The sequence below is a fragment of the Bradyrhizobium sp. 195 genome (assembly GCF_023101665.1).
GTDB lineage: Bacteria > Pseudomonadota > Alphaproteobacteria > Rhizobiales > Xanthobacteraceae > Bradyrhizobium.
Genome location: NZ_CP082161.1, coordinates 1516456 through 1542100, shown reverse-complemented (window position 1 = coordinate 1542100; position 25645 = coordinate 1516456). Strand labels below are relative to the sequence as shown.

Sequence of the window (25645 nt, the reverse complement as noted above, 5' to 3'; positions counted from 1 at the left end):
CGTTAGGCCGCAACGAAACGGACGTCGGACCGCAGCCAGTCGAGCCGGACCTCCTCGCCGGGTTGGAATATCTGCTGGCCGGAGGCGACATGCTCGCGCACGATGATCCTGCTGCCGCCGACGCGAACATGATACTTGCGCCGGGGTCCGGCATAGATCATGTCTTCCACGGTGCCGATGACAGACTGACATTGGTCGGCATCAGAATGGCTCGAGACCAGGGGAGCGCCGACGCGGACACGCTCCGGTCGGATCATGGCCGCGGTGCCGGACGGTTGCACGGCTTCGGATTCCACATTGAAACCCGGATTCTCGAGGATATTGGCCTCGCCCAGAAAAGTGGCTACGAACCGCGTCGCCGGCCGATCGTAGAGGGCCTCCGGCGTGTCGGTCTGCTCGATCCGCCCGGCTCGCATGACGACGATGCGATCGGAGAGCGTGAGCGCCTCGTCCTGATCATGCGTAACACAAACAGTAGTAATTCCGAATTCCTTGTGTAGGCTCTTGATCTCGACCTGCATCTGCTCGCGCAAATTGCGATCCAGCGCACTGAGAGGCTCGTCCAGCAGGAGGATCGGCGGATCAGCGATCAGCGCGCGGGCAAGTGCCACACGCTGCTGTTGGCCGCCGCTAAGTTGCGAGGGCATCCGGCTGCCGAACTCACTGAGGTGCACGCGGTTGAGAATGCGTTCCACTCGCTTCGCTCTCTCGGCCGCGTTCATGCCCCGCATTTCAAGCGGAAACTCCAAATTCCGACGTACTGAAAGATGCGGGAACAAGGCATAGCTCTGGAAAACAATCCCTTGGTCGCGCCGGTAGGAAGGCACTGAGGCGACCGACCTTCCGGCGACCAGAATGTCGCCCTCAGTAGGAGCTTCGAAGCCGGCAAGCAGCATCAGGGTCGTAGTCTTGCCCGAGCCGCTCGGACCAAGGATGGTCACGAACTCACCGCGATCAACAGTTAGCGACAAGTCTTCGACCGCCGTGATTGGTCCGTACGCCTTGGTGACCCTGCAAAACTCGATCTGCGCGGGACGGCTTTTCTTCAATGTTTGATCCTCGACATAGACGAGATGTCTGAGCTGCACATTCAGAAGTGATGCTCCCGAACGACGCAGTTGCGCTAGCGAAGAATCCAATCGTTCCACCGATCACGGAGCCGATCGGCGTTGGTCCGGCCGTCCGATCCAACTTCAGTGTACCACTTCGGATTCATGCGAATACTGTTCTTCAGGTGGTCAGGTTGGCTAGCAAGCTTGCGCGCTCTCTCCTCCGGTATGAACTTGTAGGCGTTAATATTGCTCGGACCAAAGGCGGCAAGCTGGGCGAAGGCCGCCTGTCGCTCTGCGCGAGTTGCGAACTCGATGAACTTCTGCGCATTTCGCTCATTCGGACTACCCTTCGGGATGGTCCAGTAATCCCAGCTGAGCTTGGCCTGGTTCCGATTGATCTCGATCGGTGCGCCTTGGTCAATCGCCGCCTGCCCGCGCCCATCATAGCAATTGCCGATGTCCGCCGCCTTCTCGCGCATTATTTGCTGGATCTCGGAGCCGGTCGCATACCATTTGCGGATGTGCGGCTTTATCTTGTCCAGGCTGGCGAAGACGCGGTCGAGGTCCATCGGATAGATGGCGTCGGGAGCGACACCATCAGCCAACAACGCCTCCTCCCAAGCGCCTTCAGTTCCGTTTTGACCAGTTATGAGCGTACGAACGCTAGGAAATTTCTTGACATCCCAGAACTCCGCCCAGTTGGCCGGTCGTGGCTTACTATTTGGAAATTTTTCCCTATTGTAGAACATTACAAAAGAATACAGCAGGCCGGTGACACCGAAAGGCTGTTTCGCGAAATCGAGGATGCCTTCCAGCTCCGCCTTGTTGTAGATCGAATAATCGATGTCCTGAAGGTATCCCTTCTTAGCTGCTGAGAAGATTACGTTTGCGCTCGCGGCAACCACGTCCACTGTGATATTATTTGACTTTACCATCAACTCAAGCTGGGCTACATTCACTTGATCGGTGATCGGCGTCACCTTGACACCGGTCTCGGCTTGGAATGGTTTCACATAGGCTTCGATGTTTGCCTTTCCGACATCGCCGCCGTAAACCATAACTCGCAGCTCGCCTGGCGACTGCGCCGAAGCTTGACCACGCGCCAAATATAGCGCCCCGCCCGCCACAGCGGACGTCGTAGTCTGCATGAATTTCCTGCGGTTCATGTGCATTGCTTCCTCTTTGCTTTCGCAAGCTCAACCTTAGCCACTAGAAATATTTATTCGTTAGGCAAATTGTAACTCGTTCTTTAAAGTTGGAGTTCTCCAATTTTGGGCCTCGTACGGCTGAAATTCTGCACCTAACCGCGAGCGGTGGTGCTTGCATGCTCGAACGTCGAGTCGGGGCGCCTCGAGCAGCATGCGAGAGGTGATCTAGCCTTCGAACCGACTTGCCGGCAGGCCCCACGCATAGCAGCCCACTCAGTGCAGGCGAGATCGTTTCTCTGCGACAAGCGCACACTTGATTTCTGGTTGTGATAGCAGCACCAATAACCGCAGATTGCAAGATAGTTGGCCGGCAAAATATCCCGCGGCGACAAATTGTCGGTTGACCGACTTCTGACGGCCCCCTGAGGCTGACTAAGTGGTCTGGCGTGAGGTGGCGATGGCGAGCTCAGCTTCTCAGGCTCGAGAAGCTGTTCCGGCTCTACCGGGAAGAGAAGCTTGCGGTGCGTCGCCATGGCGGCCGCAAGCGGACGATCGGGACGCGGACGCCGACGACGGTGCCGATGGCGCCGAACGACCGCTGGTCGTTCGACTTCATACCCGGATCAGCTTACCGATGGGCGCCGCTTCCGTATCCTCACCGTGGTCGACCACCGCACCCGCGAGTGCCTGGCGCTGGTGGCCGACACCAGCAACGCCATCCTAACATGGGCCGATCAGAGCCCCGTGGCATGGCACTACATCGCGGCGGGCAAGGCCATGCAGAATGCCTTCATCGAAAGCTTCAAGGCCGGCTACGCGATGAACTGTTGAGCGAGACGCTGTTCAGGTCGCTGGCGCCGCGTCGGGCTCTGATTCTGGCGGGCCGACTACAACCGCGCATCAGAACACCCATCTGTCTATGTTGTTGAAGAGAAGAGACTTTGCTGATTGGGATTTGATCCCGTGGGGTAGCTTGGGTTCCGTCGTGCTCGTTCTGCGATAGATTGAGTAGCAGTTGTTATCAGCGAGGTGCGGGCGAAGATCCACTGGCCGTCCGATAGCGGATGGAAGGCTTCGATCTCGCCGGCTTCAGCGGCCAGCCGAAGCGTCTTGGGCGCGATCTTTAGAAGCTTTGCGGCGTTACTGAGATTGAGCCAGGGTTCGATCCCGTCCTCGGCGGGCTTGAACACCGGGATGCGATGGTTCGAGCGCATCGAGGTGACACGCTCGCGCGTCCAGCGATTGCCGTTGCCGGTCTTGAGGCCATTGCGGTTGAGGAGGCCGGCGATCAGATCGTCGCTGGCGATCAGCGCCAGTCGGCGCACAGTCTCGATGATGGCGGAGGTGCTGTTACGCTGCCCGCGCCGGCGCTTGGGCAAGCGCAACTCGCTGTGGGCACCACCCACCCAGTGGACGAGGATAACGATCTCGGAGGCCGCGTCGTCGATATTGGCTACGACTTCGTGGATGAGAGTGCGCACAATGCGCTTCTTGAGGCGAGCATCCGTCGTGGGCGCATTCCAGGCCGTTTTAAGCTTCGAGGCCAGAACGCTGAGCGCAACTGAATCAGCAATGGGTGCGGGGCCTCGCCGCATCATGCATGGCGATCTTGCCCTCGACCTCCGCCGCGTGAGCGAGCGCCCTGTTCCAGCGCGCTTCGAGCTCACTCGCCTCCAACCGGTTGTCGCGCGCTGCCCAGTTCCTCGATCTTGTCAAACACCAGCTTGATCGCTTCCTGCACGCGCCGATCCGGATCTTTCTCATAACGGTCGCCGGACTTAACGAAGCCCACCGGTGCCGCTACAACCAACTCGCCCCGGTGCGCCTTCTCGTAACGGACCGAGAGCAAGCGCTGGCGCAACAGATCCAGTTCGTATTCGTTGAGGCTGCCCTTGAGCCCGAGCAACAGGCGATCGTTACCGCGCCTTGGCGCATAGATGGTCTCCTGATCGACCAGAACGGTATCGACCACCCGGCACATCTCGATGAGTTGCTGCCAATCCCGGCTGTTGCGAGCGAAGCGCCAGACCTCGCGGGCGCAAACCGCACCAACCTTGCCGAGGCAAACCTCCGCCACCATCCGCTCGAAACCGGCGCGTTGTACGCCGCCGGCAGCTGAGTGGCCGAGATCATCATCGATCACTTCGATCTATGACCACCCGAGCGCCGTCAGCCGGTCCCGCACGGCGTATTGCAACGCGCTGCTCTCGCGATTGTGCAACAGCTGATGGGCCGAGGATTGGCGCACGTAAAGAATCGCCTTGCGCTTCAGATGATGAGGCCTGACCTTGTCCAGAGATCATGATCGACTCCTTCGCGGGCGGCGTCGCTGTCATCGCAGCATGGTCGAGCATCAACTGCGTCATCAGGCTCGTGAGGGCCGCCCGCGCTTCCGCCAGCAGCTCCGGCCATGCCGGCGCGCCGATGCCGCCGTTCGACAGGCCGCTTCCGAACAGATCCATCTGCAGCTGCGGCCGCCGTTGTCGATTGTGTCGGTATCCGCTCTCTGGCATTGCCGTCTGCCGTGACATGGGTCTCTCCCCGATTCTGGTCGTGAAAGGCTCTGGATGCGCCAGAAAGCAGGGTAGCTGATGGCGCGATCCTTCAACGCCAGATCGAGAAGCGCAGAAAGCGCTGCAAGTGCGGTTATGCTGACAAATGGCCGAGCTGCCAAAAGCTCAGCCTCAGGGCATGCCGTTCGGTCGAACATCCAGGCTGGAACCTCCAGCCAACGATCTGTTCGCGATCCATCCAGAGAGCAGCGGAAGGCGACATCGCCAGCCTTGTCGACGGCCCCATGAACGCAAACTCGGCAACCAAACCAAGGATGATATCGATAAAGAACCTCGCGAAGAACGGTCCTGTGGGCGTTCTCAAACGTTGTTGTACAACGAGGCACGACCACACTCGCAGCTCGGATCGAAGACGCCGTCGGGTTCGCCTTCACCTGCCGCCCGCGCCGGGAGCTCGCGCTGCGCTATGCCGAGGGCTCCGCGCCAACTCCCCTCGCTTCCACCGCCCAGCACGGCAAATCCAAGGTACGCATACGACGACCGCCTGATTGAGACATGCGCGCGGGCACGGCGAGCTCTATGATGGCGTTGCGTGAAGGTCAGGCGGCCTGCTGACCGGCGGGCTTGTCGGCTTGGCGCAGGAGCTTCCATTCCCAGGGCAGCAGTTCGTGCAGACCGCGACGCGGGAAGATCGGCGATACGGGCGAGGACGTCGGCGAGCCAGGCCTTGGGATCGACGTCGTTGAGGCGACAGGTCGTGATCACCGTCAGCATGATGGCGGCACGGTCGGCGCCACGCTGGCTGCCGGCGAAGGTCCAGTTGCGCCTTCCCAAGGCGATGCCCCTCAATGCGCGCTCAGCACAATTGTTGGTCAAGCAGATCCTGCCATCGTCGAGGAAGCGGGCGAAGTCGTCCCAGCGCCTGAGCATGTAGTTCATGGGCTTCAGGACCTCGGAGGAGCGCGAGAGGGTTTCGCGCTCGCGGAGCAACCAGGCGTGCATGTCCTCGAGCAGCGGCTTGCTCTTTTCTGGCGCACGGCGCGCCGCTCGTCGGCGCCGCAGCCATTGATGGCGCGCTCGATCTCGAACAACGCATCGAGGCGTCTGACCGCCTCCAGCGCGATCGGAGAGACCGGTTTGCCCTTCTTACCTTCCCGGGCATTTTTCTCGATGTCAGCCAACTCGAAGAAGCCCCGCCGCGCATGGGCCAAGCAAAACGCCGGCGTAATCGGCAACACCTTCTTCTGCGGGTCGAACAGCGGCTCGAAGCCGTTGTAGCAATCGGCTTGCAGGATGCCGGCGAAGGCGGCCAGATGCTTCTGGGGATGCTCGCCTCGTCGGTCGCTCGAGGCGTAATAGACCCATCCCGCACATATGTCCAGATCCGCCCGGTCTTGCACTTGCCCTTCGCCAGGATACGGATGGTGGTGTCGTCGCCATGCAGGCGCTCGGCAGCCAGTACATGGCGTTCGATCAAGTGGAAGAGCGGCATGACGGCGAAGGTCCCGTGGCCGACCTGGTCGGCCAGTGTCGACAACGGCAGGTCGATCCCCTCGGCCTTGAAGCGCGCGCTCTGGCGGTTGAGCGGGATATGCATGCCGAACTTGTCGAACACGATCGTCGCCAGCAATTGTGGGCCGATGAAGCCGCGCGGCGTGGCATGGAACGGCGCGGGCGGCTGGCTGATCTTCTCGCAATCGCGGCAGGTGAACTTCTCGCGTACCGTCTCGATCAGCTTGAAGCGGCGCGGGATCTCCTCCAGCGTCTTGGTCACATCCTCACCGATCTTCGCCAGCCGCGATCCACCGCAGCAGGCGCAGGTCGTTGGAGCCTCAATGACGACGCGCTCGCGTTCGATGTCATCCGGCCATGGCTTGCGCACCGGCCGCTTGCGCGTGAAGGCGCGGACGCTCTGCGCCTTTGCCGCCGCGGCCTGCGCGGCGAGCTCATCCTCGCTCGCCGTGGTGACGAGTTCTTCAAGTTCCAATTCCAACTGCTCGATCAGCCGCGCCGTGCGCTCGGAACGCGGCCCGTACAGTTCGCGTTTGAGCTTCTCGATCCGCAGCTCGAGATGCCGATCAGCGCCTCATTGTCCGACAGCTTCGCCCGCGCGTTCGCCGCTTCGGCTTGCCAATTGATGGCTTCGGCCTGTATCCGGCTGACCTTCGCCGCGGCCGCATCGCGTTCGACCTCGACCCTCAGCCGCGCTTCGCGTTCAGCCCGCAACGCCTCACGTTCGATCAACAGCGCCGCCTGGGCGCTGGCGAGATCCGAAGGAAGGTCATCCGGCTTCAAACTCATGAAGCCAGTGAATCAGATTTCCCGGTAGGTTCAATCGCAGAATGCTATCCAACTCGCGTTGGACGCAAAGTTTCTTGAGGATTCCGCCAGTCGATCCCAGATAGCAGGTAAGAAAGCTGCGCCGGAGAGATCGTCACGGCTTCACCGGCAGCCGAAGGCCAGATGAATCTTCCTCTTTCGAGTCTTTTTGTAAACAGGCACGCTCCCTGAGAATCGTGCCAGATGATTTTTATCAGATCTGAACGGCGCCCCCTGAAGCAAAACAAATGCCCCCCAGTGGGTCATGCTTCAAGACCTCCTGCACCTGCAAAGCCAGGCTCGGAAAGCCGCGCCGCATATCGGTATGGCCCGTCGCCAGCCATATCCGCACGCCAGAGGGGATCGGAATCATCGCAGCGCCTTCAACACCGCCGACACCAGCAAGGGCGGCGCCGACCCGCAAATCCTGATCCGTCCGCTCCCCGTCAATTCCACCACGATCACTTCACCGGACGGTGCCGCTTCCTTGATCGGCTCCGCTTCCATCGCCGCTTCCACAAAGCCCTGGTCAGCAAGGTCCTGGCGAAGCCGACGCCGCCAGGTGTAAATCAGCCCCGTTGAAATATCGTGATCCCGCGCAACCTGCGCCACACACGATCCCGGCGCAAAGGCCTCCGCAACGATCCGGCACCGCTCATCCTCGCTCCAACGCCGCCGGCGTTCCGGCCCCGTCAGCACCGAAATCTGACCCATCAATCGCTCTTAAGCCCGCTCTTAAACACGTGCTTATGAGTGCTCAATCCGCCTCTCAGAACAAGGCGGCCTTCATCGTGGGCGTACAATCCAACGGCAAGGGCGAACTCAGGACTACTTGATGTGGCGGAACGGCCCGCTCCAACAGCATCAAAGTGCTAGAGCGTGGTCGTTGAAACAGGTTATCACCATCGGGCTGGATCTGGCCAAGCACGTTTTCCAGGTTCACGGGGCGGATGCCGAGGGCGTACCCGTGTTCAACCGGAAGCTACGGCGCAGCGAAGTTCTTCTTTTTTCGAGAAGCTGCCACCATGCCTAGTGGGGATGGAAGCATGCGGTAGCGCCCACGATTGGGCGCGCGAGATCGCAGCTCTCGGTTATGAGGTGCGGCTCATTCCGCCAGCTTATGTCAAACCCTTCGTCAAGCGTGGCAAGACGGATGCGGCGGACGCGGAGGCCATCAGCGAAGCGGTGATCCGAAAGACCATGCGCTTCGCGCCGATTAAGACGGCCGAGCAACAGGCTGCCGCGATGGTGCTGAAGGCCCGCGCTCTTCTAGTGCGGCAGCGAACGGAGGCGGTCAACGCGTTGCGCGCGCACCTAGCAGAATCGGGAATCATCGCCACCGCCGGCTTGGCAAAGGTTAAGACGCTGGTCGCAAACGTACGGGACGAGACGGATGCCCACCTGCCCGCAGCGGCGCGCTTCGCGCTCATAGCTATGCCGACGAGATTAACGCTTCAACCGACCAGATCGAGAGGCTCGAGGGCGCAATCGTCATGGAGGCCAAGCACGACGAGGACATGCGTCGGTCGACCACGATCCCTGGCGTCGGCGCCATTACGGCGGCGACCATCAAGGCGCTTGTGCCGGATCCCGGGAGGGTTCAAGTCGGCTCGCCACTATGCCACCTGGCTGGGATTGACGCCGCGGTCTCATTCAAGCGGAGGCAAAGAGCGGCTCGGAGGAATATCGAAGATGGGAAATCCGGAACTCCGCTCTCTCCTCGTTGTTGGGGCAACGGCCGTCTTGCGTGTTGTCCGACAAGCAGAGGGCAAGTGTGCGATAAGAGGCGATGAACCCTTGGGACGAAATCCGGAAACCAGTGGAGCTACTTCTCCCAATGCGCTCAAGCGCGTAAACTTGATTTGGCTCCTCGTTCAGCGGATCTCATCGAGGCCAGCGGCGATGTGTCGCCGCGCGCAAACGCCGGACATATGACCGCACTGTTCCAATGTGTTAAATCGACTGAAAAAGCTCTTGCCTCGCGGGCCGTTCTACATATGGGGCAAAATCAAACGCGGCGTTTTAGTGCGGCACATAGAAATCGAGCAGGGATTTCCCGTGAGACCGCGGCGCATGTGATTTCCTGGCGCCGCCGATCTCGGAACTTTTGAGGCTTTAGATTCAGCGTCGATTTTGGCTCTATGCACGATAAAGCTTGTGAGGTGTACGGCTGAGCATCTCCGCTCCGCCCTCCGTCACCACAATGTGCTCGCTGCACCCAAATATATAACCGGTGTCTCCCCAGAGATGGATCGGCATGTGAAAGGTCATGCTGGGCTCAAGGATGTACGTCGCACCTGGCTCCAAGCTCACATTCCCGCGGTGGCCCGACCACTGAGGGCCAGTTGAATACCCGACTCGGGCGCGAGAAGCCTTCAGGCGCCCATGCCGCTCAAGAACTTTGCGGGCGGCGGCATCTACCGCACCGGCCGGGACACCTGGTTTGATCGCGGCGATCGCAGCCTCGAGGACCTCCTCCGCCAACGAGTGTAGAGCTTCGGTCTCGGGATGCCGACCAAGTACGGCGCCCCTACACACCCCAGCGGCATAGCCGCTCTTCACGCCGCCGCACTCAACCAGTGCGGGTTCGTTGTTTCTGATGGGATGTTGTGCCGGGACACCGTGTGGGAGCTTGTTGCGTTCGCCGAAAGCGAGAACCGGCATCAGAAACTTGCCGCCAGCCTCCTTGACCTTCTCATTGAGGATAACAGCCATTTCCGCTTCTGTTATTCCATCACGAAGGGAACGCTGAAACGTTTCTATGGCGAGGTCGGTGATGGCCATGGCCTGGCGCATAACTTCAAGTTCCAAGTCGCCCTTGACTGCCTTTGTCAACCGGACCACGTCGGTTGCATCTGTGATCTTCATGTCAGGAAGCTGCGCCTGAAGGGCGCTCACATCCGCTGGCGCGAGGCCCCAAGCGTCGAGCTCAAAGCCCACCTTCTTCGCCTGCGCGCCATATTGTCGGAGAACGTCGGCAGTTAACTTAACGAACTCAGGCCGATGCATATAAGAAACGATCTCGTCAATGCAGCTGTTCGCCCGAACGGCAATCTCGTCGTACAATCGGACGACAAATGTTGGTGCCTGTCCAGGTACAAGAATCAAGGGAAACGGCGCGAAGTAGTTACCCCATTGAGGATCGTACCCGGTCAGATATTGCAGATGTGCATTGGCAGTGACCACGAGCGCGTCAAGCTTGGCGCGCGCCATTGCCTCAAGCACCTTCTTCTGGCGCCGGTCATACTCTGATTTCGGGAATGGAACACCGGTTTGAGGAATCGCGGAAGATGCCATAGCAAACAATCACCCCTGTTGATCGCAGTTGTCGTTCTCCACCTTAGCTTCCTCGACAGTGCTGATGATTCGGAAGTCTACAGATGGTCGAGCGAGTCATACAAAGCATAGCGCGGGCTAAGGTCGGTTTTCCCTCAAAGAAGCTCTACAATCGTCGAAATACTGCACTGGATCGCGAGGGTACGAAAGATCCACACATCGGAAAGCAAGAAGACGGCATCTTGCGCGGCCGAGATGAGCGAGCGTCACGGCGTGGTCCTCAGGCGCTTCGTGGCGACCGCGATATTAAAGGAAACCGGCAGGTCCTGATGGGTTACATCACTGGCGGGGCGTCGGGACCGCTCGCGAGCGAGTAGCTCACAGGCCTGGCATAGATCGGAGCGTAAAAGTTGGCTCCGGTCTACGTTCAGAGCCGCCTGTCACACTTGGAGAGCGCTGCGCGAGGCGCCCGACTAAGCTTCGGGCCTGTCGATGGACAGCTAAGAACCTCCTCCGAATGAGTGGACACCTTTAGTAGGCTCATTGAGCCCGGAGGTATCGAATGGAACGTCAACGTCGGTCATTTTCCGAAGAGCACAAGCGCCAAGCCGTCGAGCTGGTGGTGTCGAGCCGCCGCTCGATCACGTCGGTGGCGAGGGAAACTCGATTTGCGCGACTCCGTGCTAAGGCGCTGGGTTGACAAGCTCCGGCAGGAGCCGGCATCGGCGGCGTGGCGCCCCACCACGCAACCGACGCCGATGTCGGCGGATCAGGCTTCGGAGATCGCCCGGTTGCGCCAGGAGAACAAACGGCTGCGCATGGAGCGCGACATTTTAAACAACTGTCCAGCACCGTGGCGCGCCTGTGCGGCGTAGAAACAGCCTTGTGCTATCCTCTGTGGCTGGAGGGTAGCGGCCGTTCGATTATCGGAGGCACAATCCCCGTTAAAAAACATGGTCCATGGGTGCATGCGAACTTGAGAGTGGTGACGTCGCCTTGGCGGGGATCCCGATTAGGAAGATGGCGATTGGCATAGCCCAGACCCTCCTGCTGGTCATTGAATGGAGGATTGCCATGCCCAAGAGGACGACCGGCGACCGCCCGGAACTGAAGCCGGTCAACGTCGCGGCCGCCGCCATCGACATCGGATCAAAGATGCACATGGCTGCGGTGAACCCGGCTTGCACCGACGTGCCTGTGCGCTCGTTCGGCACATTCACACAAGGCCGGCATGATCTGGCGGACTGGTTCAAAGCGTGCGGCGTGACGAGTGTCGCGATGGAATCCACAGGGGTCTCGGCGCCCTGGATAAGCGAGTTTCACGATCTCTTTGAAGGGATCGGTTCGTGTCTACGCTTGACCATACGCTCAGGTCGGACGGGACGGCGCGCCGGCTGGAAGTGATCACGGAGACAGGACGCCGTACGGGCTGGCACCGCAACAAGTTTTCACCTGGCGCCGGCGAGCACGCCGGTTGCCGGCAACGAAAGCTGACGAACCGCAGTTTGCCACGCGACGCGCTTGAGATGAGTTAGCTCGATCATTTGGCAAGTCCGTTCGCAGGGAAGCTCCGAATATTTTCATTCGCTGCAGAATTTCGGCGACCCGCGGTCCATTACAAGGGAATTCGACATCCTGCCTAGTCTAGCTTTTACCCAAGCGATCGTAGGCCGAGCTCAGTCGGAGTGTTCATCTATGGCATCCCAGACTTCACGCGCTCTCGGAATACTTGACCTCGAACGCGGGTTACCGCCCGACGGCACTCCGCCGCTGTCGTCTGGTTCGTTGATCAATCCAGCTACGTACGAGTTTCCGGTGATCTTGGAGACTGTAGCCGGGGCTTGGGCGGATGTTGTCGTCCCGGGCGATCCAGCGCTCGAGGTTGCCTGCATCGCAGCCGCCAGGCGGCTGGTCGAGCGAGGCGCCGTCGCAATTAGCTCAAACTGTGGCTTCTTTATTCGCCATCAGTCAGCAGTGGCAGCGGCAGTAAAAGTTCCGGTCGCGATTTCGAGCCTACTGCTGGTACCGACGTTGTTGCGCCAATTGCCACCCGCCGCCAAGCTCGCCGTACTGACCGCCGACTCGACGCATTGCGACAAAGAATTGCTTGGGATCCATGATTCGGTCGAGCCCGGGAGAATCGTGATCGGCGGCATCGAAGACGGTAAGTACTTTAAAGACGCTGAAGCGCCCGTTGCCACCGCCCGATGTTGCCGCTCTCAAGGAGGACGTCACCGGCTGTGTCGCGCGGGTTCGCGCCGCGCATCCGGAGGTCGCGGCTTTCCTGTTTGAATGCACAGGCTTCCCGTTGGTCGCGCCATTGATCCGTCGCACCACTGAACTGCCCGTCTACGATATCACGACCCTCTGCCGCATGACGATCGCGTCAATAGCCTGAGGGTATCGCGTTCGACGGCATTGGCCCGAAACACCCGGCGCATTTAGGCTGAATTCAGTGCACAAGCGATGATTGCCCAAGCGGCTGCTGAATAAGACAATTCTCCTGAAGATTGCGTCAGTTGACACGCTCTCTGCCCACGTGCACGAATTCATCGCACTTACCAACTCGCGCATACATCGTGCTGCTTTCATTGTATTCGCTAGAGATCGACGGCAGCTTTCGAGCTCGCTTGGATGCGAGCGGGCTCTGCGGCATCGAGCACGCCCGAGCATCCGGGGAAAACTATGACCCGTTGCCATTGAATGCGCCCCTCGTGCGCCGCAGGAAACCCTACGGTTTCGTATCCCGGCGCAGCATTTCACGTATGCAGGCCCCTATTCCAGCGCAATTCGACATGAAGCTTGGTATGTACTGATCACTGACAATCTCGACCTAACGCCCTCTCGGAGTATCTATCCATGACCACGTCGACTCGCCCCTCTCTTGGAGTACTTGAACTCGAACGCGGGCTGCCGCCTGGCACTGAGCTGGTTGCTCAACGGCTACCGGGCTCGTTGATAAATCCAGCGACCTTCGATTTTCCGATCGTTCTGGAGACCGTGGAGGGAGCTTGGGCGGATGTTGCTGTGGCCGGGAATCCGGCACTCGAGTCGGCCTGCATCGCAGCCGCCCGACGATTAGTCCAGCGAGGCGCCGTCGCAATAAGCGCAAACTGCGGCTTCTTTATCCGGCATCAGGCAGCAGTAGCGGCTGCGGTGAACGTCCCCGTGGCGATGTCGAGCCTACTTCTGATACCGACCTTGCTTCGCGACCTGCCGCCTGCTGCCAAGATCGCACTCGTGACCGCTGATTCGAAAAATCTTGGAAGAGATCTGCTCGGGGTCAAGGATCCGGGCGACCAGGCGAGAATCGTGATCGGCGGCATTGAAGGCGGAAAGTACTACAAACAAGCAATGCAGCGCCCCCTACCGCCTCCCGACCTCGCTGCTATCGAGTCGGATGTCGCCGGATGCATCGAGCGACTTCGGGCCGCGCATCCGGAGATTGCCGCCATCTTGTTTGAATGTACCGCGTTCCCAATGGTCGCGGCATCTATTCGCCGTATGACGAACCTGCCGATCCACGACATAACGAGCTTCTGTCGTCTGATGATTGCGTCCGTTCGCTTGAGCTAACCCCAGGCAATGGCGTGGTGGAATCGGCAACTTCGGCGTGCCATACAGCATCTTTACCGTGCTCCCGGTGTACAATTCAAAACACGGCAAGCAGCCGCTTACGTCATATTCAGATATCGCCGGGCCCGATTTGAAGAATCGCGTGGCTATTGCGACCCGCTTTTTCAACACCATTGGTCAGTACGTTCTTGGTTTGGCTGAAGAGAATGGCGTCTCGGACGGTTGTGCCGGATCTTAAGCAGGTTTCTTGCTGTTGCTAGGCGGCATCTCAGCAGTGTAAGTAGTCGTCCGAAGAGGTCCCAAGCCGTTGATTTGGAATCCAGAAGTGGCGTTTTGCCGTGACTGGGTTTGCCGGAAAGCGGCCCTTTGGAGCGGGATTCCTTGCAAACTTGATTTGTGATTCACTCGCCTTTGACTGTTTTGGCGAGCGGTGAGATGCGACCACGGGAGCGGAGTGAGACGGGAGAGTAGGATCTTTTCCGCTCACGGCTCGATCAGATCATCGACATGAAGCATCCGCTGGTGGCGCTGGCGCGGACGGTGGATTGGGGTTCCTGGAGGAGCGGTTCGGCGAGGTCTACACCGATGATCCCGGCCGGCCGCCGCTGCCGACGCGCCTGATAGCCGGGCTGGCGATTCTCAAGCACACCTACGACCTCTCCGACGAGGTGCTGTGCGAGCGGTGGGTCGAGAACCCCTATTACCAATACTTCTGTGGCGAGGAGTTCTTCCAGGACCGGCTGGTATTCGAGCGTTCGTCGCTGACGCGCTGGCGCAAGCGCATGGGCGAGGAGCGGCTTGCTGCGCTGATCGAGGAGAGCCTGTCGGTTGCCACCAAGAGCAAGGCGATCAAGCCCTCTGAGCTGTCGCGGGTGATCGTCGATACCACGGTTCAGCCCAAGAACGTGACATTCCCCACCGATGCGAAGCTTTTGAACCGGGCGCACGAGAAGCTGGTGCGGCTGGCGCAGTGCCATGGGGTGGCTTTGCGCCAGTCCTATGCGCGGCTGGGCAAGTTCGCCCTGATCTAGCATCAGCGCCATGCCCACGCCAAGCAGTTCAAGCGCGCCAACCGGACACTCAAGAGTAAGCGTGGTGCTGAGGCCCTTCAGATTGTTTGTGCGCCGTCTTGTGAGCGCCGCTAGAAGAGTCTTTTTCTGCAAGGGTGCTCACAATGGACGACCATTCGGACGACATAAGACGACCGCTGTCTCCGCGTGTCGAAGTGTATGCTGGAGTAGGCCGTAAGCAGTGGCCGGACGATTTGAAGGCCCAGATTGTCGCGGAAAGCCTTGAGCCAGACGCGATTGTCACAGATATCGCACGTCGCCATGGCTGCCGGCCCCAGCAGGTGCATGACTGGCGGCGCCGGGCGCGTTTAGGTCAACTGGTGCTGCCGGCTTCGGCGGATACACTATCGTTCGTGCCCTTTAGTATCGGAATCGTTGCTACCGGCAGCTACGGAGCCCTCTGGATCGTTGGAAGCCGCCATTGTTACGGTTGAGCTCCTGGGTGCACGAGTGGAGGTGCGCGGAACGCCCGGGCTTGCCGTGCTGAGTGACGTATTTTTGGCGTTGCGCCGGACACGATCATGCTGACGGCTCCCGCTGGCCTCATGATTTACGTTGCGACCCGACCTGTAGACTTTAGGAAAGGCGCGGATGGCCTGGCGCTGTTGGCGAAGGAGACTCTAGGCCACGATCCGATGAAGGGCGTGGCGGTGGTCTTCCGTGCGAAGCGCGCTGACCGGGTGAAGATCGTGGTCTGGGATGGCAGTGGCCTTGTGCTGTATTGGAAGCGGCTTGAGGGCAGCGCCTTCAAGTGGCCGCCGGTTGTTGACGGCGTCATGCGAATGAACGCCGCGCAGTTGTCGGCGCTTCTGGCCGGCATGGATTGGACACGCATGCATGCGCCTCGAATCCCGCAGCCGAAAGCGCTTGCGTAGGAGATAAAATCTTCGCTGCATCGGGGCGCGAAGCATGGCAGACTCGGGCCAATGAGTGATTTGCTGATGAACTGCCGAGCGATCCAGCCGAGTTGCGTGCCTTTGCCGCGGCTCTGCTGGAGCGCTGCGCCAGACTCGAGCGGTTGCTCAAGCTTGCAAAAGACGCGCAGTTCGGTCGATCGTCGGAAAAGCTTGACGCTGATCAGCTACAGCTTGTTCTGGAGGATATCGATCAGGCTGTCGCGGCTCTCGAAGCAGCCGAGGACCGCGCCAATCCCAAAACACGCGAGAAGAGAGCTGCCGAGCGCAGGGCCAATCGTGGCAAGCTGCCGGAGCATTTGCCACGCATCGTCGAAACGCTGATGCCGGCTGCAACCTGCTGCCCGTCCTGCAAAGGCGATCTCGTTGAGATTGGCCGCGATGAGAGCCAGAGGCTGGACGTCGTACCGGCGCCGTATCGCGTCATCGTTACCCGCCGGCCCAAACTGGCCTGCCGCGCCTGCCAGGGCGTCGTTCTCCAGCACGCTGCTCCCGAGCGACTGATCAGGGGTGGATTGCCGACCGAGCGGCTCGTCGCGCATGTGATCGACGCCAAGTATCATTGGCATTTGCCGCTTTACCGCCAGGCGCAGATGCTGGCGACCCACGGAATTGCCATCGATCGTTCCACGCTCGCCTTCTGGGTCGGCTATGCTGCCCAGGAGCTGAAGCCCTTGTGGCGTCGTCTGCGCGAGGTTTTGCTCGCCTCCGCGAAGCTTTGTGTCGATGAGACCCCGGCGCCGGTGCTGGATCCGGGGCGCGGCAGGACCAAAACCGGCTACTTCTGGGCGCTCTCGCGCGATGACCGGCCTTGGGCCGGCCCTGATCCGCCTGGGGTGGTCTATGCCTATGCACCGGGCCGTGGGGCCATCCATGGCTTGAGGCTGCTCGAAGGCTATCGCGGCATCATCCATTGCGATGGCTATGAGGTTTACAAGACCATGACCCGAGAGACGCGTGCGGACGCGCTGTCCGGCACGCTCGCCTTCTGCTGGTCGCATCTACGGCGCCAGTTTGTGAAGATCGAGCGCGAGGCTTCGCCGGCGCCGGCTCCGGTTGCACGCGAGGCCCTCGAGCGCATCGCCCAGCTCTACGCGGTCGAGAAAGCCCTCCGCGGCCGATCTGATGCCGAGCGCCGTGCGGGCCGACAAGCGCATGCCCGGCCTCTGGCTGCAGCTTTGAAGCAGTGGTTTGAGGCTATGCTTGATCACCTTGCGCAGAAGAGCGACACGGCGAAGGCTTTGCGTTATGCACTGCGTCATTGGGACGGCCTGACGCTCTATCTTGATGATGGGCGCATCGAGATGGATACGAATGCGGTCGAGCGTGCGATGCGGCCGATCAAGCTCAACGCCAAGAACTCCCTTTTTGCCGGTTGCGACGAGGGTGCCGAGAATTGGGCATTGCTGGCTTCGCTCATTGAAACCTGCAAGCTCAATGGAGTCAGCGCCGAGCACTGGCTCTCCGACGTCCTCGCGAAGCTCGTCAATGGCTGGCCTGCGTCGCGACTGGACGAACTGCTTCCCTGGGCGTCGACCTACACGATGCACGCGCACGATCCGAGGCTGGCAGCATGAGCCTGAACACGACCGCCGTCCGGATCAGGATAACTCTCAAGGACGTGAAGCCGGAGGTGATGCGGTGCCTTGTTGTACCCGTCACCCTGCGCCTTGATCGGCTGCATCTGACGCTTCAGGCGGCATTTGGCTGGACCAACAGCCACCTCTTCGAGTTCCTGGCTGGCGAAGGGCGTTGGGGCATCCCTGATTCCGACGGTGATTTTGGCCCCCAGCCGATCGATGCTCGCAAGGCGCGGCTCTCCGATATCGTTCAAGAGACAGGCGCCAAGACGATCCATTATCTCTACGACTTCGGCGACAGCTGGGACCATGTGATCAAACTCGAAAAATGGTTCGACAACACGACGATAGAGGGACTTCCCCTCCTGCTCGAGGCCGCCGGTCGTTGTCCTCCAGAGGACGTCGGCGGTGCGCCAGGCTATGCCGAATACCTCGACGCCATCAGCGACCCCACTCATCCAGAACATGAAAATATGCGCCTCTGGGACCCCGAACAGTTCGATCCAAACGTTATCGACCGGAAGGCGATCGAGGCCGCCGTCAACGCATTGTCCGGAATTTGGAAGCCACGCCCGCGCAAGCTGCGATCAAAATAGACGCAAGCGCCAATCAAAAGGGCCGCAGAGCTACGCTTACACTCAAGACGCTGCGGACCTATCTCGGCCGTGTCATCCGCGATATCGGCCGCAAGATTGAGAACAACGGCGGGCTCGAAGCGGCGTCGCAAAGCTGCTCGCTGGCGCGGCGCGTGCGGAGCAGCAACAGCGTCAACGCGGGCCGAAGGTCTACTCTCTGCACGCGCCGGAGTCGAATGTATCGGCAAGGGCAAGGCCCATCGGCCTTACGAGTTCGGTGTCAAAGTCTCCGTCGCGACCACGCTCAGCCACGCCAAGGGCGGCCAGTTCGTCACCCATGTGAAGGCGCTGCCAGCCAATCCAATGACGGGCACACGCTGGCCACTGTGATCCGGACATGGAGGCGCTGGTCGGCAACACCATCGCACGGCATCCTCGCCGACAAGGGATACCGCGGCCACAATGCGCCGCCCGATCACAAGCTCAAGGTCTTCATCTCCGGCCAGATGCAAGAGTGACGCCCAAGATCAAGCGCGAACTGCGCCGCAGGGCCGCCGTCGAACCCGTCATCGGCCATCTCAAGGCCGCGCACCGCATGGGACGCAATTATCTCTGGTTCCGCCAGGGGGACGCGGCCAACGCCGTCCTCGCCGCCGCCGGCTACAACTTCCGCCGCCTCATCCGTTGGCTCAGCCTTTTGCTGCGCCAAATCCTCTCGGCTCTCACTGCCGCGCTTCAGACCGTTCCAGCCTGAAGCCAAAGTTCTTCACGGACGACTAAGTAGCCAAATAGGGACGTGAATTGAAGACAGAGATCTGACTGATACGGGCCGACCATGCTCGATGCGACGCTAACACCATAGCGCGTGTCGCGATAATTGCGGGCCCAGGCTATAGTTGGGATTCGGTGGAGGCTGCTCGAGTTAATCAACTACTTTGTTTGGGCAAGCTGACAAACTCAACAACTCCAGAAGAGATGCGTTGTGCGCCCGTGCTGCGTTCTTCAGCTTGGGGTGAGCACCGCGCGTGTGGCGATTACGCGTGTCTTGAACCTCCTTAAATACCGTATTTTGGACAATCCGCTCTGCGGGAGGGTATCCGCGTTGAGCGTGGTGGTTATCCCGCTTGAAGACAGCCCGTGTCTCGGACGACGATACTGAACCTCCTCCGAATGAGTGGACACCTGTAGTTGGCTCATCGAGCCGGGAGGTGTCGCATGGAACGTCAACGTCGGTCGTTTACCGAGGAGTATAAGCGTTAGGCCATTGAGCTCGTCGTGTCGAGCGGCCGGCCGTCACATCAGTCGAAGGAACTCGGTCTGCGCGATTCTGTGTTGCGCCGGCGATGCGGCGTCCCACAACGCAGGCGATGCCGACATCGACGGACCAGGGTGCGGAGATCGCCCGACTACGCCAGGAGAACGAGCGACTGCGCTTGGAGCGCGACATTATAAAAAGTCGATCGCAATCTTTGCCACCTGCGCGCTAGGCGGCTTCGTCCAACACGTTTTTAGATTAGCCGTGCGCGTCAATAGGGGCGTTTTTAGATTGCCGCGCAGCTGTGAGTGCGCGCGTAAGACACTCTTTCCGGAGTAGCATGGCTTGCATCTGCGATTAGGCTAAGCTCTCTAAAGTTCTAGCAGCACCCGTGATTTTTGCCCGTGCAAAGGCGAACGTAGCAATGGCGGTGTCCTGAATTCCGGTGCCAGTAAGATCAGCGATGGTGATCTCGCTCTCGCTGACTCTGCCCCTTGTCTTCCCAGCAATAATCTCGCCGAGCTCTGGGGAACTACCTGAGTCAGCGACAGACCCAGAGGCAATGGCATGGTGGAGCTCGCCTAGGAGCCCTGTTTGGCTAAGACTATCGGCGACATAAAGATTTGACTGGGCAACTGCAAGGCAGTCACCGCGACGGCCTGCAAGATCGCAGTCCTGTTCTACAACGCTGTCCGTCACGGAATGGACTACGTCGATCCCGGCGCCTCGTCCTACGGGACACGCTACCGTACGCGAGTGATCAACAATTTGCACCGACGTGCCAAGACATTCGGCTTTGTTCTGCAGCCCTTGGAACCAGGAGCTGGTGCCGTTCTTAGGAATCGTTCTCCAGCGTCAGCTCACCGATCTTGGCATGCAGCGACTTCACATCGGCTGCAGGTGCGGCCGGCGGCCCCCAGTCCGAAAATGCCGGAAGCGTTGCCCTCAAGCTGCGATTTCCACGCCGTAATCTGATTGGGGTGAACATCGAAATGCTCGGCCAGTTGGGCTACCGTCCGGTCGCCCTTGATGGTTGCCAGCGCCACCTTCGCCTTGAAGGCCGATGAGGGATTTCGGCGTGCTCGTCTGCTCATCGTCTCTCCTGATTCGCGGGCCAATCTTGCCCGCCGTCAGGCAGAAACTCCACTTATCGCCCTGTTCAGATTTCCGGAGCCGGCTCTAGCGCCGCTGGCGGCCGCCCTCGGCGCCAGCGTTGAGAGAATCTTTTTAGGTCCTGACCGGGTGGCGCGATCAGCGTGTCCAGGAACGTCGCCGCCGCGCCGTTGCGCTTATGATCGGACCAAGCATCGCGAAATTGTGAGTTTCTGGCTTGGCGAACCTGAGTTGATTATAAAAGACCTCCGGCGGGCATGCCGGAGGCCTTCTTGGAGGTAACACTTGGATCAATAGAGCCGTTCCGTTTTCTCCTTCCGCTAGTTTGACACAGATTCACCAGACGCGCTGAGCGCGGAGACGAAACGTTACGCTGCCCTGGTCCTTCAGCTCGTACAAAGCTGCCGGTTTCGCGATACCTGACTGCAGCGGCAGTGCCACCGTGCTTCCGCTCGCATACTTCTGGTCGAGCATCGTGTAGGTGAGCTCGCCCATGAAGGTTAGTTTCGGGATGGGGGTCCAGTAGGTCGCCGTACCGATAACTGCATAGTTGAAGTTGGGATTACAGCCAGCACTCGATAGCGCGAGGTTTGCAACCAGCGCGCCGCACATGTAGCTCTTGGCCGTGTCGTTGTACCGCACAGCGGCCCAGGCGCCATAAATCGCCGTGGCCCAGTGAGGATCCCAGTTGTGGGTGTAGCCAGCATTGAATCCGTAAGTAGTGGTCAGCTCCAGACCGGCACCGGTGACGAACACGGAGTCTGACACACCGCCAATGCCGAGGCTTTGGTAAACGCCAGGCAGACCCGTCCCACCGTACATCGCGTACGTGGTCGACATATAATCCTGGAAGTTGTAACGGCTTGCACCCTTCGTATACACGCCTTGCACGTTAATAGTGTCGCCTGCGCCAGTTGGAATGTTCTTGATCGACAGCCCTAGTTGGCCAGCCCAACCCCACTTGTCGCCTGGATAGCCGGTGACCTCGGAGGCGCCATAGTATCCCGCATGGTTATCATGCGCAGCCACCGACGCCTGGAAGAGGCCCCACGCCTGATCAACGCGAAGCATCGCGACGAGATCCGGAGCTCGCGTGCCCCCGATATCATTAGCGCCGTACGCACCGGCCGCCAGGCCTGCGGGTGTCGCACCGCTCACGTTCCAGATGTTCGTCGTGTAGTTCACAACCTGATCCTGGGCAGACAAAGAAGCCGTAATGCCCTGTCCGAAATCGGCGGTATAGGTGATTTGGTTCACGGCGTCGTAGCCACCGCCACCCGGCAAACCATCGAAACTATTCGCCGGATAGTTGGTCCAGGGAGTCGAAAACTGGGAGGCGGCCTTACCAAAGGTAAAACCAGCGAACTGAATGAAGGCAAAGTAAATACTGAGAGCACCACCGGCGATTGAACCGGTGCCGCTCGTTCCTGTCGCACTTCCGCCGTAGGTCGTCGTGCCATTCACGCCTGTGGTGCCGGCTCCGTTATAGCCGCCGGATGTCCATGTGAAACCGATGTCAAAGTAAGTGCGCACAAGCCCGTACTCTGTCGCAGTACGGGTATCGATGGTCAAGTCTTCACGAGAACGCCAAGTGTAGTAATTGCTGAGGCGGTTCCGTGCACCAGTGACACCGTTGTTGGCTGCGTCAGCAACGTAGTTGGTGTTGTACATGGAATCAGCGCGCAGGTAACCACCAAGCTTGAGGCAAGTGTCAGTGCCTGGGATGTAATAGAATCCGGCGCCGTACAGCGAGCAGATCTTGACGTACTCGACCGCCTTAGCCTTGACCGGCAGATCCGCAGCCTGCACTCCCCCCAGCGCGATGAGACACGCCGCCGAACCCAACAAAAGGCTCTTCGCCATTTTCATAAAACGTCCTCCAAGTTATGTCGCCTCGCAGGTGGCTGCCCGATCAACGAGACCAGCTACCTCGCCCCAAATCATTCTCGACCTACGGGCCTTCCTCGAACGCCAGCTGAAAGATTCGTACAGTGACGTCGCGGCGCGGACCATTCCGCCCCCCGCGTTGTTTACGTTGACAGATTATGTTCATGATCGGAGTGAAAACTCCGTACGTAACGGACAGAGCGATCCGCTGATCATGCCGGCGTGCTCTAATCGTGTCACAACCGTACATGTCGTACCATATTTGACATCGGCAGTACGATATGGACGGCACGTAGTCATTTTGATCCATTGAACGTGTGGCTCTGCGCTTCCGGAGATATTCACGCGAGGGGAAGGACGCTCGGGCTAATGCGGCACCTCGGGCTGCTAGTTACGAATTCAACCACGCAGTTTCCCGTTTCGGTCGATCCGACGTTCGCTTCCATTTTTCGTGCATCAGACTGCTGCAGGTTCAAAGCAACCCGATCGCTAAGCGCGTCTTCGATAATGCACGAGCTGCTTGGTACTCGTCCGAGGAGGACCGCCATCTTGCGAGTTTATCCGGTCTGTAGCTGACTGTCGGTATGGATCTCCTTACTGATAGTCGCCAAGCGCGTCGCCTTGAAATTGTTAAGTCGGGTCGGCGTCGGCTACCGAGAAGCTGCGGATTGTCGAGGAGAGTTTTTGGGGTCGCGGGTGGTATCGGCGACAGCACAGCATCATGGGCCTTCGAAACAGCTTCTGTTTTCGTGGCGCAAGGCTTGTCGCGAAGGACAGCTTGGCGGCTGTCAGGTAGTGGATTTGTGCCGGCCCGGATTGTGTCGGAGGTCCAGTCGACGACGGAGCGTACAGCATCGGCGGCGACTGGCACTCTCGAAGTCGTGACCGCGAATGGCCGACGCGTGATCGTGGATCGCAACGTCGATGTCGCGGTTTTGCTACGGATATGCGAGCGCTGAATGACACGACGGTGATACCGATCCCGACAAGGCGTGCGAGTGTGGCTGGCGACGGGCGATACCGACATGCGGTGTGGTTTTCCGAACCTGGCTCTGCGCCTGCACGAAGTGCTTAAGCGCAATGCCATGGGCGCCAGTCTGTTCAGCTACAAGCCGACTTTGTTAAAAAACCGGCTGTTTCGACTCAGACATACCGTGATTCGGTCTGTTTAGTTGGCAGGACTGAAGATCATGATGGCGCATGGGCAACTCGAACAGGCTGCCCTGTTCTATAAGTTCTCGCTCGAGAAACATATTCCTGTCGACCACCTGCTCAGGTCGATCGATAGATTCGTCGACCTTCAAGAGATGAGACGGGACCTTGCTTCGTTCTACAGTAGCATCGGTCGGCCTTCGATCGATCGGGAGCTAACGCTCCCGATCGGCCACTGCTTCGGCATCAGATAGGAGCGACGCCTGTGCGATGAGGTGCACCTCAATTTGGTCTACCGCTGGTTCTGCCGGCTAGTCCGGACGGGGCGGTGCCAGATCACTCGATGTTTTCCAAGAACAGGTGTGGGCGCTTCCGGGAGAGCGATCTCTTTCGTCGTGTGTTCGAGAGCGTCTTGCGCCGCTGCATTGAGGAGCGACTGGTCGGTGGTGAAGGATTTGCAGTCGGTGCGAGCCTGACTAAGGCCGATGCCAATCGGCAGAAGGGGATCGAAGGCGATAAGGGACTTCCACCGGGGCGCCGGCCGAGCAATCGATGAGTATTTGGCTGTCCTCGACGATGCCGCCTTCGGCGCAGCGACTGAGGCTGCTCCAAAGTTTGTATCGCCCTCCGATCCTTGATGGCCGCAGGCAGCGGCGGATCGCGCCGGGCCATCGCAAGATCCCACGCCTTACCGATCGCCACCGCGACGAGCCGATCATGATCGTGCGCACTGGCGACACCGTCGCAACCCGACCACTCGACTTCTACCAGGCGGTCGGCCAGCGCATGGCGCAGGGAGAGCGCCCATGAGTTCCCTGGAAATCGTCCCCTCGGTCCTCGACCGCATTCGCAAGTCCGTGCGCTGGAGGTTCTTGATCGAGCGGTGCGTCAGCTCGAGCGTGGCGAAACCAGCGCGCTCGAGGTGATCGATACGTCGTTTGCAGAAGAGCTGACCTTACGCGAGAACCGTCGCGTCAAGATGGCGCTCCGGATGGCAAAGCTCTCGACCGTCAAGACTCTGGCCGGCTTCGACTTCTCCTACCAGCCCTCGCTCGATAGGAACCGGATCCTGGCGGTCGCTCAGCTCGACTTCATCGAGCGCAACGAGGTCATCCACTTCCTGGGGCCGCCCGGCACGGGCAAGAGTCATCTCGCCACGGCGCTCGGGATCGAGGCCGTGAAGGCCAGCCGCAGCGTTTACTTTGCAAGCCTGGCCGACATCGTCAGCGTTCTGGCCAAGGCCGAACGCGAAGGCCAGCTTTGCGAGCGGATTCGATTCCTGTGCCGACCGTCCCTCCTCATCGTTGACGAGATCGGATACCTGCCGGTCATTCAAGGTGGCGGCAACCTGTTCTTCCAGCTCGTCAACGCGCGCTATGAGCGCGGCGCCATGATCCTGACCTCCAATCGCGGCTTTGCAGAATGGGGCGAGGTCTTCGGCGAGCCGATGACTTCATGATGCCTCCTTCTTTGAACGCTTGGTACGTCGTATCCGATTGCGCAGCCGACTGATTTGTTCGTCTGAGAGCTCGATCTGCCATGGCTGGCCTTTGGCTAACTGACGGCCTGCCAGCAATCCGCGCGCGAGATAATCGAACACCGTTTGCGGGGTGACGCCAAGCTCGGCTGCAGCGCCCTGAATCGAGAAGCTACCGTCGGGCCAGCGCATCGGATTCTTGTCCACGCCGTTGATTTTGATGGTGGGAATGCCCCAGCGGGTACGCAACACCCAGACGTTCTCGCCTTTGAAGGCGCAGCCTCGGGCCGCGACGAAGCCTTCCTGATTGAGTATTGCCGCGATCTCGCCATCCATTTTGTGTTCAGCATTCAACTCGACGATCTGTCGCCGCAACCGATCAATGTCGATGTAATCGCGGTAGGTGTGAACGCGCCGTTGCACGTGATGCTCGCTGGTTGCGCCGGTCTGCCAGACGATCTTGAGCCACACCTGACCTCGGGTCCGCTTCTGATCAAGAACGACTTTCCGGATGACAAATCGCAGAATGCGCTTGCGATCGGCTGCCGACGTGGTGGCCGCGTTCCAAATCCGCGGCAGGTTCTCGCCGAGCGCTTGTAGCCCTGCGCGTTCCGCCGGGCCAATCAGAAGCGGCTCTTGCGCTCGCCAACGCGCATGCTGCTGCTCGACCGCCTCGACGACACGCAGCTTCTCTTCCCAAGCCCGCTCGAGTGAGCGCGCCACAAGACGGTTCTCGGG

Annotated in this window: 15 protein-coding genes and 13 pseudogenes; 15 read left to right on the top strand and 13 right to left on the bottom strand. The window is 59.8% G+C overall.

Annotation, left to right across the window (positions count from 1 at the left end):
• Positions 1-2: 2 nt before the first annotated feature.
• The gene (locus IVB26_RS07200; protein ID WP_247971100.1) at positions 3-1049 is read right to left on the bottom strand and encodes an ABC transporter ATP-binding protein; all 1047 of its coding nucleotides are present in this window, start codon (positions 1047-1049) and stop codon (positions 3-5) included.
• A 74-nt stretch (positions 1050-1123) separates the two neighbouring features.
• Entirely contained in the window at positions 1124-2218 is a 1095-nt protein-coding gene (locus IVB26_RS07195) for an ABC transporter substrate-binding protein (RefSeq protein ID WP_247971099.1), read from the bottom strand.
• Between the two features lie 455 nt (positions 2219-2673).
• On the opposite strand from IVB26_RS07195, the pseudogene IVB26_RS07190 reads away from it, so the two are divergent.
• Positions 2674-3109 (top strand): annotated as a pseudogene (locus tag IVB26_RS07190) (integrase core domain-containing protein); the annotation flags it as partial.
• Positions 3110-3117: 8 nt separating this feature from the next.
• Here the strand turns inward: IVB26_RS07190 and IVB26_RS07185 are convergent.
• The 6 genes and pseudogenes from IVB26_RS07185 to tnpA all read right to left on the bottom strand — a co-directional run bounded on the left by IVB26_RS07185 (position 3118) and on the right by tnpA (position 7746).
• Positions 3118-3798, bottom strand: a complete 681-nt coding sequence (locus IVB26_RS07185; RefSeq protein ID WP_247971098.1) for a recombinase — start codon at positions 3796-3798, stop codon at positions 3118-3120.
• A 65-nt stretch (positions 3799-3863) separates the two neighbouring features.
• Positions 3864-4343, bottom strand: a complete 480-nt coding sequence (locus IVB26_RS07180; RefSeq protein ID WP_247971097.1) for a recombinase family protein — start codon at positions 4341-4343, stop codon at positions 3864-3866.
• Positions 4333-4731, bottom strand: a complete 399-nt coding sequence (locus tag IVB26_RS07175) for a hypothetical protein (protein ID WP_247971096.1) — start codon at positions 4729-4731, stop codon at positions 4333-4335. Before IVB26_RS07175 ends, IVB26_RS07180 begins: the two co-directional genes overlap by 11 nt.
• A 699-nt stretch (positions 4732-5430) precedes the next feature.
• Positions 5431-6751: pseudogene (tnpC, locus tag IVB26_RS07165) on the bottom strand (IS66 family transposase); the annotation flags it as partial.
• Positions 6752-7058: 307 nt separating this feature from the next.
• A pseudogene (tnpB, locus tag IVB26_RS07160) lies at positions 7059-7351 on the bottom strand (IS66 family insertion sequence element accessory protein TnpB).
• A gap of 50 nt (positions 7352-7401) precedes the next feature.
• Positions 7402-7746 (bottom strand): IS66-like element accessory protein TnpA, encoded by a 345-nt coding sequence (tnpA, locus tag IVB26_RS07155; RefSeq protein ID WP_188106852.1) that lies wholly within the window; start codon positions 7744-7746, stop codon positions 7402-7404.
• A gap of 172 nt (positions 7747-7918) precedes the next feature.
• Here tnpA and IVB26_RS07150 point away from each other — a divergent pair.
• Positions 7919-8967 (top strand): annotated as a pseudogene (locus IVB26_RS07150) (IS110 family RNA-guided transposase).
• Positions 8968-9171: 204 nt separating this feature from the next.
• Here IVB26_RS07150 and IVB26_RS07145 read toward each other — a convergent pair.
• Positions 9172-10329: a M24 family metallopeptidase gene (locus IVB26_RS07145; RefSeq protein ID WP_247971095.1), complete on the bottom strand. Its 1158-nt coding sequence runs from the start codon at positions 10327-10329 to the stop codon at positions 9172-9174.
• A 1053-nt stretch (positions 10330-11382) separates the two neighbouring features.
• On the opposite strand from IVB26_RS07145, the pseudogene IVB26_RS07140 reads away from it, so the two are divergent.
• From IVB26_RS07140 to IVB26_RS07100, 9 genes and pseudogenes are all read left to right on the top strand, one after another.
• Positions 11383-11637: pseudogene (locus IVB26_RS07140) on the top strand (IS110 family transposase); the annotation flags it as partial.
• 366 nt (positions 11638-12003) lie between these two features.
• Entirely contained in the window at positions 12004-12600 is a 597-nt protein-coding gene (locus tag IVB26_RS07135; protein WP_346732865.1) for an aspartate/glutamate racemase family protein, read from the top strand.
• A 567-nt stretch (positions 12601-13167) separates the two neighbouring features.
• Entirely contained in the window at positions 13168-13884 is a 717-nt protein-coding gene (locus IVB26_RS07130) for an aspartate/glutamate racemase family protein (protein WP_247971094.1), read from the top strand.
• 498 nt (positions 13885-14382) lie between these two features.
• A pseudogene (locus IVB26_RS07125) lies at positions 14383-14978 on the top strand (transposase); the annotation flags it as partial.
• Between the two features lie 80 nt (positions 14979-15058).
• Positions 15059-15388: a transposase gene (locus IVB26_RS07120; protein ID WP_247971092.1), complete on the top strand. Its 330-nt coding sequence runs from the start codon at positions 15059-15061 to the stop codon at positions 15386-15388.
• Between the two features lie 87 nt (positions 15389-15475).
• Complete coding sequence (gene tnpB, locus IVB26_RS07115; RefSeq protein WP_091898177.1) at positions 15476-15829, top strand: IS66 family insertion sequence element accessory protein TnpB; 354 nt, start codon at positions 15476-15478, stop codon at positions 15827-15829.
• A gap of 51 nt (positions 15830-15880) precedes the next feature.
• Positions 15881-17445, top strand: a pseudogene (gene tnpC / locus IVB26_RS07110) (IS66 family transposase).
• Positions 17442-18044 (top strand): plasmid pRiA4b ORF-3 family protein, encoded by a 603-nt coding sequence (locus IVB26_RS07105; protein WP_247971091.1) that lies wholly within the window; start codon positions 17442-17444, stop codon positions 18042-18044. The pseudogene tnpC (IVB26_RS07110) and the gene IVB26_RS07105 overlap by 4 nt, the downstream one beginning before the upstream one ends.
• Positions 18045-18067: 23 nt before the next feature.
• Positions 18068-18777 (top strand): annotated as a pseudogene (locus IVB26_RS07100) (IS5/IS1182 family transposase); the annotation flags it as partial.
• Positions 18778-19635: 858 nt separating this feature from the next.
• Here the strand turns inward: IVB26_RS07100 and IVB26_RS07095 are convergent.
• Positions 19636-19926, bottom strand: a pseudogene (locus IVB26_RS07095) (ornithine cyclodeaminase family protein); the annotation flags it as partial.
• Here IVB26_RS07095 and IVB26_RS43150 point away from each other — a divergent pair.
• Positions 19906-20088 (top strand): annotated as a pseudogene (locus IVB26_RS43150) (IS110 family transposase); the annotation flags it as partial. The pseudogenes IVB26_RS07095 and IVB26_RS43150 overlap by 21 nt on opposite strands.
• A 31-nt stretch (positions 20089-20119) precedes the next feature.
• Here IVB26_RS43150 and IVB26_RS07090 read toward each other — a convergent pair.
• Both IVB26_RS07090 and IVB26_RS07085 read right to left on the bottom strand, forming a co-directional pair.
• Positions 20120-20372: pseudogene (locus IVB26_RS07090) on the bottom strand (transposase); the annotation flags it as partial.
• Between the two features lie 355 nt (positions 20373-20727).
• A complete protein-coding gene (locus IVB26_RS07085) occupies positions 20728-22260 on the bottom strand; it encodes a porin (RefSeq protein ID WP_247971093.1) in 1533 nt (510 codons plus the stop codon).
• Positions 22261-23468: 1208 nt separating this feature from the next.
• On the opposite strand from IVB26_RS07085, the pseudogene IVB26_RS07080 reads away from it, so the two are divergent.
• The 3 genes and pseudogenes from IVB26_RS07080 to istB form a co-directional block, all read left to right on the top strand.
• Positions 23469-24065, top strand: a pseudogene (locus IVB26_RS07080) (transposase); the annotation flags it as partial.
• Complete coding sequence (locus IVB26_RS07075) at positions 23983-24240, top strand: hypothetical protein (RefSeq protein ID WP_247973408.1); 258 nt, start codon at positions 23983-23985, stop codon at positions 24238-24240. The pseudogene IVB26_RS07080 and the gene IVB26_RS07075, both read left to right, overlap by 83 nt.
• Positions 24237-24886, top strand: a pseudogene (gene istB, locus IVB26_RS07070) (IS21-like element helper ATPase IstB); the annotation flags it as partial. The gene IVB26_RS07075 and the pseudogene istB, both read left to right, overlap by 4 nt.
• Here the strand turns inward: istB and IVB26_RS07065 are convergent.
• On the bottom strand, positions 24884-25630 hold the full coding sequence (locus IVB26_RS07065; RefSeq protein ID WP_247971073.1) for a hypothetical protein: 747 nt from the start codon (positions 25628-25630) through the stop codon (positions 24884-24886). The pseudogene istB and the gene IVB26_RS07065 sit on opposite strands and share 3 nt — an antisense overlap.
• Positions 25631-25645 lie beyond the last annotated feature (15 nt).

Bases quoted from the DNA above. Each gene is read 5' to 3' on its own strand.
- IVB26_RS07195 (WP_247971099.1), bottom strand. From the start codon at position 2,218: ATGAACCGCAGGAAATTCATGCAGACTACGACGTCCGCTGTGGCGGGC.
- IVB26_RS07185 (WP_247971098.1), bottom strand. From the start codon at position 3,798: ATGATGCGGCGAGGCCCCGCACCCATTGCTGATTCAGTTGCGCTCAGC.
- IVB26_RS07175 (WP_247971096.1), bottom strand. From the start codon at position 4,731: ATGTCACGGCAGACGGCAATGCCAGAGAGCGGATACCGACACAATCGA.
- tnpA (WP_188106852.1), bottom strand. From the start codon at position 7,746: ATGGGTCAGATTTCGGTGCTGACGGGGCCGGAACGCCGGCGGCGTTGG.
- IVB26_RS07145 (WP_247971095.1), bottom strand. From the start codon at position 10,329: ATGGCATCTTCCGCGATTCCTCAAACCGGTGTTCCATTCCCGAAATCA.
- IVB26_RS07135 (WP_346732865.1), top strand. From the start codon at position 12,004: ATGGCATCCCAGACTTCACGCGCTCTCGGAATACTTGACCTCGAACGC.
- IVB26_RS07130 (WP_247971094.1), top strand. From the start codon at position 13,168: ATGACCACGTCGACTCGCCCCTCTCTTGGAGTACTTGAACTCGAACGC.
- IVB26_RS07120 (WP_247971092.1), top strand. From the start codon at position 15,059: ATGGACGACCATTCGGACGACATAAGACGACCGCTGTCTCCGCGTGTC.
- tnpB (WP_091898177.1), top strand. From the start codon at position 15,476: ATGCTGACGGCTCCCGCTGGCCTCATGATTTACGTTGCGACCCGACCT.
- IVB26_RS07105 (WP_247971091.1), top strand. From the start codon at position 17,442: ATGAGCCTGAACACGACCGCCGTCCGGATCAGGATAACTCTCAAGGAC.
- IVB26_RS07085 (WP_247971093.1), bottom strand. From the start codon at position 22,260: ATGAAAATGGCGAAGAGCCTTTTGTTGGGTTCGGCGGCGTGTCTCATC.
- IVB26_RS07075 (WP_247973408.1), top strand. From the start codon at position 23,983: ATGAGTATTTGGCTGTCCTCGACGATGCCGCCTTCGGCGCAGCGACTG.